The 8,924-nt window shown below is 29.2% G+C and carries 14 protein-coding genes and 1 riboswitch; of the genes, 2 read left to right on the top strand and 12 right to left on the bottom strand.

All coding sequences use genetic code 11. The features are described 5' to 3' along the window. Window positions 1-2: 2 nt before the first annotated feature. Window positions 3-1,118 (bottom strand): DUF3810 domain-containing protein, encoded by a 1,116-nt coding sequence (locus MR593_RS08735; RefSeq protein ID WP_290691954.1) that lies wholly within the window; start codon window positions 1,116-1,118, stop codon window positions 3-5. A 122-nt stretch (window positions 1,119-1,240) separates the two neighbouring features. On the opposite strand from MR593_RS08735, the gene MR593_RS08730 reads away from it, so the two are divergent. After that, on the top strand, window positions 1,241-1,465 hold the full coding sequence (locus MR593_RS08730; protein ID WP_290691952.1) for a hypothetical protein: 225 nt from the start codon (window positions 1,241-1,243) through the stop codon (window positions 1,463-1,465). A 13-nt stretch (window positions 1,466-1,478) separates the two neighbouring features. Here MR593_RS08730 and MR593_RS08725 read toward each other — a convergent pair whose 3' ends face one another. Then, complete coding sequence (locus MR593_RS08725) at window positions 1,479-1,625, bottom strand: hypothetical protein (protein WP_290691950.1); 147 nt, start codon at window positions 1,623-1,625, stop codon at window positions 1,479-1,481. Between the two features lie 315 nt (window positions 1,626-1,940). Between MR593_RS08725 and MR593_RS08720 the strand changes: the two genes are divergently transcribed. Beyond that, window positions 1,941-2,420 (top strand): hypothetical protein, encoded by a 480-nt coding sequence (locus MR593_RS08720; RefSeq protein ID WP_290691948.1) that lies wholly within the window; start codon window positions 1,941-1,943, stop codon window positions 2,418-2,420. A 41-nt stretch (window positions 2,421-2,461) separates the two neighbouring features. Here the strand turns inward: MR593_RS08720 and MR593_RS08715 are convergent, their stop codons facing one another. The 10 genes from MR593_RS08715 to MR593_RS08670 all read right to left on the bottom strand — a co-directional run. Beyond that, window positions 2,462-3,175, bottom strand: a complete 714-nt coding sequence (locus MR593_RS08715) for a hypothetical protein (RefSeq protein WP_290691946.1) — start codon at window positions 3,173-3,175, stop codon at window positions 2,462-2,464. 247 nt (window positions 3,176-3,422) lie between these two features. Further along, the gene (thiE, locus tag MR593_RS08710; RefSeq protein WP_290691944.1) at window positions 3,423-4,055 is read right to left on the bottom strand and encodes a thiamine phosphate synthase; all 633 of its coding nucleotides are present in this window, start codon (window positions 4,053-4,055) and stop codon (window positions 3,423-3,425) included. Window positions 4,056-4,071: 16 nt separating this feature from the next. Then, the gene (gene thiT, locus MR593_RS08705; RefSeq protein WP_290691942.1) at window positions 4,072-4,686 is read right to left on the bottom strand and encodes an energy-coupled thiamine transporter ThiT; all 615 of its coding nucleotides are present in this window, start codon (window positions 4,684-4,686) and stop codon (window positions 4,072-4,074) included. 15 nt (window positions 4,687-4,701) lie between these two features. Continuing rightward, window positions 4,702-5,367 carry a thiaminase II gene (gene tenA, locus MR593_RS08700; RefSeq protein WP_290691940.1) on the bottom strand — a complete coding sequence of 222 codons (666 nt, stop codon included), beginning with the start codon at window positions 5,365-5,367 and terminating at the stop codon, window positions 4,702-4,704. A 75-nt stretch (window positions 5,368-5,442) separates the two neighbouring features. After that, on the bottom strand, window positions 5,443-6,225 hold the full coding sequence (gene thiM / locus MR593_RS08695; protein WP_290691938.1) for a hydroxyethylthiazole kinase: 783 nt from the start codon (window positions 6,223-6,225) through the stop codon (window positions 5,443-5,445). A 37-nt stretch (window positions 6,226-6,262) separates the two neighbouring features. Then, entirely contained in the window at window positions 6,263-7,066 is an 804-nt protein-coding gene (gene thiD, locus MR593_RS08690; protein WP_290691936.1) for a bifunctional hydroxymethylpyrimidine kinase/phosphomethylpyrimidine kinase, read from the bottom strand. 58 nt (window positions 7,067-7,124) lie between these two features. Next, a riboswitch (TPP riboswitch) is annotated at window positions 7,125-7,218 on the bottom strand. Between the two features lie 34 nt (window positions 7,219-7,252). Then, the gene (locus MR593_RS13505) at window positions 7,253-7,633 is read right to left on the bottom strand and encodes a GIY-YIG nuclease family protein (protein WP_331474775.1); all 381 of its coding nucleotides are present in this window, start codon (window positions 7,631-7,633) and stop codon (window positions 7,253-7,255) included. Window positions 7,634-7,777: 144 nt separating this feature from the next. Further along, on the bottom strand, window positions 7,778-7,969 hold the full coding sequence (locus MR593_RS08680; protein ID WP_290691934.1) for a ferredoxin: 192 nt from the start codon (window positions 7,967-7,969) through the stop codon (window positions 7,778-7,780). A gap of 164 nt (window positions 7,970-8,133) precedes the next feature. Continuing rightward, window positions 8,134-8,694 (bottom strand): serine O-acetyltransferase EpsC, encoded by a 561-nt coding sequence (gene epsC / locus MR593_RS08675; RefSeq protein WP_290691932.1) that lies wholly within the window; start codon window positions 8,692-8,694, stop codon window positions 8,134-8,136. A gap of 28 nt (window positions 8,695-8,722) precedes the next feature. Next, window positions 8,723-8,924 (bottom strand): pyridoxal-phosphate dependent enzyme (locus tag MR593_RS08670; RefSeq protein WP_331474774.1); only part of this gene is annotated, 202 nt, incomplete at its 5' end.

The raw sequence follows: 8,924 nt of genomic DNA, 5'->3' as shown, positions 1-8,924 counted from the left end.
TTTCATCCATATAGATAGTAATATAAAAGCAACAAATCTACTACTTTTCCATAGCTCTTAGTTCCTTCCTTTACCCTATTTGATTTTAAATAGAGATTATTTACATTATCGGATACTTCATTTACTTTACCTTGGTATTTTTCCCAAAACTTAGAGTAATTATCTATATCCTCTAATACTTCATCGTCTATATCTTTTGTAAGCAATACAAACGCGTCGTAATCTACCTTGCTAAGAGCAGATGCAGTGTATCTCAATGCCATAAAATACCCCGAGTAATTTGCATATGGATTTTTATTTTCTATGCAGGCTATATAAGATAAAAAATTTGCATCGCTTTCATTGCCGTATCCCCTTTGATGAGCCATCTCGTGTAAAACAGTAAACGGGATACTGACTAACGGTTGATTAGTATTTATATTAGCTTCACCTGTAAACGGAGAATATATTCCCGTTATATTTGTATAAGAAAGCCATCTTGAACTAAGTATCGTTTTCGCCTTTGAATATTTTCCCAATTCATTCAAATTTAAAAGTTCTACATTGTCGTATCCATTTTCTAGTTCTAAAATAATATTTTTTATCTCGCGGATATTATTTTTAGGCTCACTATTTAAGCTATCTACTGTTTTTCTGCTTTCATTACATTTATCGATTAAAAGTTTGTACAAATCTGCTAAATCATCTTTGTCAAAACTCACTTTTGAAATATCTCTATCATTTGACTCACTGTATTCTTCTTTAATACTATCCTCCAAGCTTACCCTGTTGTAGTTTACTCCCCACAACAAAATAAATAGAAAATATATCAAACACGCACAAGCTAAATAATTAAGTAAAATATTTTTTAATCTCTTAAAAAAATTACTTCTATCCTTAAAAACTCTGCAAATTAAATACACTACAGATAATACTATAGATATTGAAAATAAATATATCATTATTTCAAAGCATGAAAAATCGAAAATAGAACTTATCTTGCTTAAAAACTCGACTATATAGACATCTATACCTCTAGAATAATAATTCTCCACAAAATAACTGTATTTTGCAGATATATATTTTATAAATATGGAAATAATAAAAAGTATATAACATATCTTCCTAAATTTTTTCATACTCCACCTCCAATTTTATTATATCATCAAAACATTGCTTTCATATTCAAAGTCAAAATAAAGCTTTTATAGAATTAAAATAATATTTATGTTAAAATTAAAAAAAGATGGTAGGTGAATTTATGAACGATATAAAAATTAAACTGACAAGAGACAAATACAACTTTAAATTCAAGCAATACGAAGGAATGTACTTTCACGGCGAGGTTAAAGACGATAATATGGTCAAATACAAAATAACTAAAGACGAAGCAGGTACAGAGCTAAAAGAATTTGGAAACACACATATAAAAGACAATATGGTGTTCATTCCACAAATCGATGCATATATCGACTTAAAAAAATAGAGGGAAACTCCCTCTATTTTATCAATTGTACAAAGAATAATACTACTACCATAACTAATGCTAGCTTGAATACTACTCCTGACAAAAATTTAAATAATTTTATACCTACGCCCAATAAGACGATAAAAATCGCTATTTTAAATAATAAATCTATAGTCATTTCATTTCCTCCATATCTCAATAAATTCCTCAATATACAATACTATCATATTCATTAATAATATAATACATGAAAATTATGTACTTAGATTTAAATAAAAATAACAATTTTTTAAAAATTTATTACAAAAAACTGAAATTTACACTATGTATTTTCCATAATTTTTCACTTGCCTTTCAAAATAATATTATTATAAAATAATTCTACTACTTAAAGTCAACTCCATGTCAACAAAATAATTTTAATAAATTTTTTAAACGTATAATATTATTCTAAAATTAGAAAAATATAAAAATTAAATCAAAGGAGTAAACTATGCAAAACAACAATTTTAAAAGCTATTTACTTTCTAAATGTCTAATTGGATACGGATTAGTAAATGGTATAATCAACGCTATAATATTTTATTTTATGGAGAGAGGTCATTTAGACAAGGTCTTTGAAGCAAAAGATATAATAAGTGATTTTGCCTTCACGACATTTTTATTAGGTTCACTACTAGCTCTTATAGTAATCCCTATGATAGCTAAAGACATGGAAAAAGGCAAATTCAAAGCGGATAATCGCGTACATAAAATAGAGCAGTTTTTACCAGACCATATACTACTTATTTCTCTAGTTGTGGGGTTAATTGCCTGTTTTATATCTGTAGCATTATCAGCTGTAATAGTCTATTTATTCAATGCTAGCCCTCTTAATGTCACTCAAATGATGATATTCAAAGGCGTAATATGTTCCATAGCTGGAGCAATATCAGGATATCTTTGTATAATAAAGGTAGCCTATAGAAAATAAATTACTTATTCAAAAAAATGACCTTATTTCAGGTCATTTTTTTATACAAGCTTTTCAAAAATTCGTTGTTCTTCAACTTCTAATTTTTTTATTCTGTTATTTATCTCTTTATTATAAGAATCTATCCATTCTTCACTAGATAGATTGCTCTCTAGATAATAAGGATATCTTCTCTTCATACAGATCACTTCATTTTCAAGTAAGAAAATATTATTTTTTAAATCAGATATATCGTAATTTTTAACCTTCTTGATATTTAAGTTCTTAAGCAAAGTCAAAGTAGCATCATCGTAATTCAAATAAGCTTTTTTTGCCTTTGCCCACAGCTCTTTGCTCTTTAAATTATAAATAGCAGGATGCATAACAGAAACTACATCGAAAAATAGAGAATCAACTAAATCCTTTTTATCGTTGTTTTTTTCTCTCATTTCTAGTATTTGCTTTGAATCTTCACATTTTTTCTCTAATTCACAAATTTGCTTAGTTATTAACTCAGTTTTTACTTCTATCTGTTTTTCTATATTTCTTATTTCTCTTTCTCTTTTCAAACCAAAATAATTTTCATATATGTCCTGTTTTATTTTTAATATTTTGATGTTTTTATTGTGGTTCAATTCTTTTATCATTAAGTGACCAAAATGAAATAGATATCTTGACTCTATATAAGGTCCCTCCCTCATTATCAATCTATTTTTTTCGAATAGTAATTTGATGTATTTATTCAAAAGGATATCATATTCATTATTTATTTTCATACAAAACCCTCCCCCTTAAAAGTTTTTATTTTTTATTTTATGAAAACAAAACTTCTAATGACATCTAAATACTATTCTTTATTAAATAGTAGATACTACATTTTGTACGAAAATTCCTCTTTTAATCTTAACATTTTACAATTTTCACATCATATATTTATATTATTATTTGTCATAAAATATTTTTATGTCTATCTTTAAAACAAAAATCCTGCAAATCTTTATAGTAGATTCGCAGGATTTTTTATTAAATAACTTCAAGCCATTTTTTAACTTCTGCGTATATATCTTGCTCTTTTAAAATTGCAGATATAATCGCATATCCATCTGGATTAAATGGTTTTAATTTGCCTACATTACCTAAGTTGATGCCACCTATTACTACAAATGGTAAATTGACCTTTTTCTGTATTTCTTCTAGAGTTTTAAAAGATACGCTCTTTGCATCTAATTTAGTGCTTGTAGAAAACATAGTTCCTACTCCTAAGTAATCAGCACCGTCTTCTTTTGCCTTTTGAGCTTCTTCTAATGTTCTAGCTGAAACACCTAGTATTTTGTCTTCTCCTATTAATTTTCTAGCGCTTTTGGCATCTATATCGCTTTGACCTACGTGAACACCATCTGCATCACATAATAGCGCTATATCTATTCTGTCGTTTATTATAAATTTTACGCCGTATTTTCTAGTTAATTCTCTTAATTTAAGGGCCTTTTCTAAAAATTCTCCTCCATCTACGTCCTTTTCACGAAGCTGAAGCATAGTTGTGCCTGCTTTTAATCCGTCTTCAATACATTTATAAAAATCACGACCTTCTAGTATATTTGAATCTGTAATCAAATACATTTTAAGATCTTTTCTCAATCTTTCTCTATCTATCATAATTACCTCCATTCAATTATGCACTAGCTTGGCTGTTTTTATTGGCTTCCTTTTTAATTTTTCCTATAGGAAGTATTGTAGCTACTATTGAACTTAATAATCCTTCTACTCCTTCACTAGAGAAGTTGTATATTATTGAATATAACCATGGTCCCATATTAAATCCTTTAGCATATGCAGAAAAATATACTACTCCTGATATTACATGTACCCAACATTTCAAAAATACTACAATAAAACAACCAAAGAATATTTTCTTTTTAGAACCAGCTCCAAGCATTCCACTAAGTCCTAAAATCATTGGTGGTATTATAAAGTCTAAGAATAATTGTATTGGATGTATTATATACCCTCCAAATAAGCTTAAAACTCCTGCTATTAAACCTGCTGTCATACCTTCAACTGGACTGTATATAAGTCCTATTAGAAGTATTGGTAATGATGGCAATAAGCTTATACCCCCACCTTGTGGATATTGTATAAATGTTATATTGCCAAGTATAAATGATATTCCTGAAAACATAGCTATAACTACCATTTTTTTGACAGTTAATTTAAAATTTCTAAGTTTTATTAAATATAAAACTAATGGTATAAAACAAATTGCTACAAGTATATAATTAAGATTCATAAATACTCTCCTTTCTTATTCACCTTTGTAAGCCATATTCCAGAATTCTAACTCGTACATACTAGCTCTTACAAATATATCTTTTAATTGTTCTTTTCTTTCGTCGCTTAAATCATTGCAAAGTTCATTCGTAAAATCTATCCATTCATTTGTACATTTTGAGTATTCATCGCCTGCATAAGTTTCTATCCAGCTCTTATAGAAATTTCCTTCTAGTTTGTCTTTATACTTTTCTTTTAATTTAAGTCCTATATAGCCATAACTCCATGTACAAGGTAAAACTCCTGCAACTATATCCTCTACAGTTCCTGTAAGTGATATTGACTTCATATAGCTTGTATAACTTTCATTAGTTAAATTAAGTTTGTACTTGTATTCTATTTCATCTATATTTTCTCCAAAATCGTCTCTCAAGTACATGATGTGGTTTGCAGTTTCATTTTCTATACTTCCAGCAATACCTTCATTAAACATTTTAAGTTCTTTTAAATTTCTACTTTTGACGCATGCCATAGCATATACTTTTGCGTATTCTATTAAATACAAGTAATCTTGGATCAAATATTTTCTAAATTTTTCTTTATCTAAAGTTCCTTCTCCAATTTCTTTTAAAAAAGGATGTTCTAGATATTTATCCCATATTTCTTTACTATTTTCGTATAAGTAATCTGTAAATAACATCAGGCTCTCCTTATAATTTAAATATTTGGCTATAAACACGCAACTTAAAACCAAGCTACGTGTTTTTAATCAATCTTATAATTCTACTTTTGCATATTTTTCAAAAGTTTCAACATCTAAAGAATCTATTTGATCAAATAAATAAGTTTTGAAAGTTCCAACAGCAGGATTTGTAACATCTGCTAATTCTCCACTTAAGCTCATAGATAATGTTCCCATAAATGCTGCATCTATTGGTTTGTCTGTGCAAGGTAGGAAGCTTCCTATCAAACTAGAAGACATACAACCTGTTCCAGTTATCTTTTTAAGCTTTGCACTTCCATTAAATATTTTATATACCTTTTCTCCATCGCTTACTAAATCAGTTATACCTGAAGCTACTACTACACAGTTTAATTTTTTAGCAACAGCCTTTACTATATCTGAAGCATCAGAGCCGTCATCAAAAGAGTCAACTCCTTTTCCTGCTACATCTAATCCTCCTATGAATTTAATTTCAGATATATTTCCTCTAACTACAGTAAATTGAACTTCATTTAGTAGTTTATTAGTAAGCTCAGTTCTTGCTTTGCTCGCAAACACACCAACTGGATCTAGTACTACTGGTTTATTAAATTTATTTGCAGCCTTTCCTGCTTTTACAAATAAGTCTAAATATGGTGAGTTCATAGTTCCTATATTTATAACTACTGCACTTGCTACTGAAACCATATCCTCTACTTCTTCATACGAAAAACTCATAAGAGGGCTAGCTCCTATTGCTAAAGTCATATTTGCACAATCTGTTATTGTTACGTTGTTAGTATAGTGAAGCACTAATGGATTTAATTCTTTTACTTTATTTATTAATTCGTACATTTTTTATCTCTCCCAATTTATATTTTTTATTTTATGATTAGTCTATATCTTCAAATTTATAGAAATGGTTTACAGGTCCTACACCGTGACCTATATCAAAGCTACGTTTAATAGCTTCTGTTATGTACTCCTTGCTAAGTCTAACTGCTTCTATTACATCGTATCCTAGTGCTAAATGAGCAGTTATAGCAGAAGATATTGTACAACCTGTTCCATGTGTATTTTTCTTATTTATTCTAGGACAAGAGAATACTTCAAATACATCTTCTCCCATAAGCACGTCTACAGCATCTCCATCTAGATGTCCACCCTTCATAAGCACGTACTTAGGTCCTAGTTCAAGTATTTTTTTGCCTGCTTTTTTCATATCTTCAACGCCGTCTATCTTCATTCCAGTTATTTCTTCTGCTTCTGGAACGTTTGGTGTTATTAGATAAGCCATTGGAATTAAATATTTAATTAAATTTTCCTTAGCTTCTGGTCTAAGTAGTGAATAACCGCTCTTAGATATCATTACTGGGTCTACTACTAAAATTTCTGGTTTGTATTTTTTTAGGTTTTCTACTATTTCTAAAATAATTTCCGGGCTTGAAACCATCCCAATTTTAACCCCTTTAGGTGGAATATCTTCAAATACTGCCTTCATTTGTCCTTTTATTATTTCCTTGCTAAGCTCTTCTACATCGAATACACCTTCTGTATTTTGAGCAGTTATAGCAGTTATAACACTCATGCCGTAAGTTCCTATAGCACTAAATGTCTTTAAATCTGCTTGTACCCCTGCTCCCCCTGAAGAATCAGAGCCTGCTATTGTAAGTGTTGGAATCTTGTAATTTCTCATTTTTTACCTCCTAAATAAAAAAAGCTGTACCCATATAGGTACAGCATACGTTTCTAAAGATATTATATGTATGCTTTCCTACGCTGGCATTATCCAGATCAGGTTTGAGGGTCAGTAAAACTTCTCAGCCAATGGCTCCCCTAGCAATATTATTTTAGCCTTATATTAAGATTAGTCTTTATTCAATTATTTGTCAATACAATATAAATTTTTTAATCCATGATTTTCATTTTCAGTATTTTCACAATAATTTAAAATATTTCCCCTGTGAAAGCCTTGAACTTCCAAGCCTTCTCGTTCTTTTAAATTTTTTAAAAATGATTCTGGATTTTCGATTATATCGAGCTTTTGTCTCCTTGTCTTGGATTTTATTTTATACTCTAATTTCATAGCATCGCTTTTAGTTTTGCATAAAAAGTAAATTTCTAATTTTAAAAATCCTCTAGCTCTTGTATATTTGGAATTAATTCCATTTTTATGCTCTTTGATTCTCCTATTTATATCAGTCGTGTAACCTGTATATAGAGAATTATCCTTACATCTAATTATATACGTATAACAACACATATCCTCTCCATACTTAACAATTATAAATTTTATTTGTAACTTATTTTATATTATTATGTAAAAATTTACAATTCATATATATCATATCGCAAATAAAAATAACTAGACATATTAATTAAAAGTCTAGTTATTTTTATTTAAAGCTTATTTTTCGACCTCGATAGCATCTACTGGACAGCTCTCAGCAGCCTCCATAGTATCGTCGTGACAAGTATCTGGTACTTCTGATTCTATAGCACGCGCATATCCTTCGTCGGTAAGCTCAAACACCTCAGGACATATAGATGAACATAATCCACATCCTATACAAGTATCTCTGTCAACTCTTGCCTTCATATAAAATAAAACCTCCCTAGATTATTGTATTTAAACATATTATTTGTAAAACAAAAGCAATTAATTCATAAAATATTTTCAAAAAAAATTAGACTACTCTATTTAAAGTAATCTAATTTTATTCTAGAGATTTATTTTATTTTAAATTTAGGACTAATATATAATTATATAACGTAATCCACTACATAATCTTCAACTACACTAAGTTTACGATTTGGCTTTATTTTAGCTGGTATTCCAACTGCTGTACTGTTGCTTGGTACATCTTCTAGTACTACGCTGTTAGCACCTATTTTTACATTATCGCCTATATTTACTGGACCTAAAATTTTAGCACCAGATCCTATAAATACATCGCTTCCAATTGTAGGATGTCTTTTGAAAGTTGTTTCATTTCCTGTTGCCCCAATTGTTGCACCTTGGTAAATTGTAACTCTATCGCCTATTATTGCTGTTTCACCTATAACTACGCCACTACCATGGTCTATTAATATTCCCTCTCCTATTTGAGCTCCTGGATGTATCTCAATTTGAGTAAAGAATCTACCTAATTGGGATACAAGTCTTGCTAGGAAAAATCTCTTTTTAGTGTATAAAAAGTGGGATATTCTATAAAAAATCATAGCATGAACTGATGGATAAAGTAAAAATAATTCTACCTTGCTTCTTGCTGCTGGATCGGAATCCATTATATATTGTAAATCTTTTTTTATATAATTAAACATAACCTGTACGACCTTTCTTTATAAATTTTTAAAATATTCCCATAGACATATACTTGTCTACACCGTCGGGAGCTACTGTTACTATTACTTCATCTGGATTTTCATCTGATAATTTCATAGCTCCAAATATATTTGCTCCAGATGAAATTCCAACTAATATTCCTAGTTTATTTGCCATTAATCTAACTGTTTCATAAGAATCCTCATCTGATATAGTTATAACTCTATCT

The sequence above is a fragment of the Intestinibacter sp. genome (assembly GCF_022780145.1).
In the GTDB taxonomy this organism is placed as follows: domain Bacteria; phylum Bacillota; class Clostridia; order Peptostreptococcales; family Peptostreptococcaceae; genus Intestinibacter.
Note: the sequence above shows the minus strand (reverse complement) of the source record. Positions and strands in the feature narration are given on the sequence as shown.

Bases quoted from the DNA above. Each gene is read 5' to 3' on its own strand.
- MR593_RS08715 (WP_290691946.1), bottom strand. From the start codon at position 3,175: ATGAAAATAAATAATGAATATGATATCCTTTTGAATAAATACATCAAA.
- tenA (WP_290691940.1), bottom strand. From the start codon at position 5,367: ATGTTATTTACAGATTACTTATACGAAAATAGTAAAGAAATATGGGAT.
- thiD (WP_290691936.1), bottom strand. From the start codon at position 7,066: ATGAGAAATTACAAGATTCCAACACTTACAATAGCAGGCTCTGATTCT.
- MR593_RS13505 (WP_331474775.1), bottom strand. From the start codon at position 7,633: ATGTGTTGTTATACGTATATAATTAGATGTAAGGATAATTCTCTATAT.
- epsC (WP_290691932.1), bottom strand. From the start codon at position 8,694: ATGTTTAATTATATAAAAAAAGATTTACAATATATAATGGATTCCGAT.
- thiM (WP_290691938.1), bottom strand. From the start codon at position 6,225: ATGTACGAATTAATAAATAAAGTAAAAGAATTAAATCCATTAGTGCTT.
- MR593_RS08725 (WP_290691950.1), bottom strand. From the start codon at position 1,625: ATGACTATAGATTTATTATTTAAAATAGCGATTTTTATCGTCTTATTG.
- MR593_RS08720 (WP_290691948.1), top strand. From the start codon at position 1,941: ATGCAAAACAACAATTTTAAAAGCTATTTACTTTCTAAATGTCTAATT.
- MR593_RS08730 (WP_290691952.1), top strand. From the start codon at position 1,241: ATGAACGATATAAAAATTAAACTGACAAGAGACAAATACAACTTTAAA.
- thiE (WP_290691944.1), bottom strand. From the start codon at position 4,055: ATGATAGATAGAGAAAGATTGAGAAAAGATCTTAAAATGTATTTGATT.
- MR593_RS08735 (WP_290691954.1), bottom strand. From the start codon at position 1,118: ATGAAAAAATTTAGGAAGATATGTTATATACTTTTTATTATTTCCATA.
- thiT (WP_290691942.1), bottom strand. From the start codon at position 4,686: ATGAATCTTAATTATATACTTGTAGCAATTTGTTTTATACCATTAGTT.
- MR593_RS08680 (WP_290691934.1), bottom strand. From the start codon at position 7,969: ATGAAGGCAAGAGTTGACAGAGATACTTGTATAGGATGTGGATTATGT.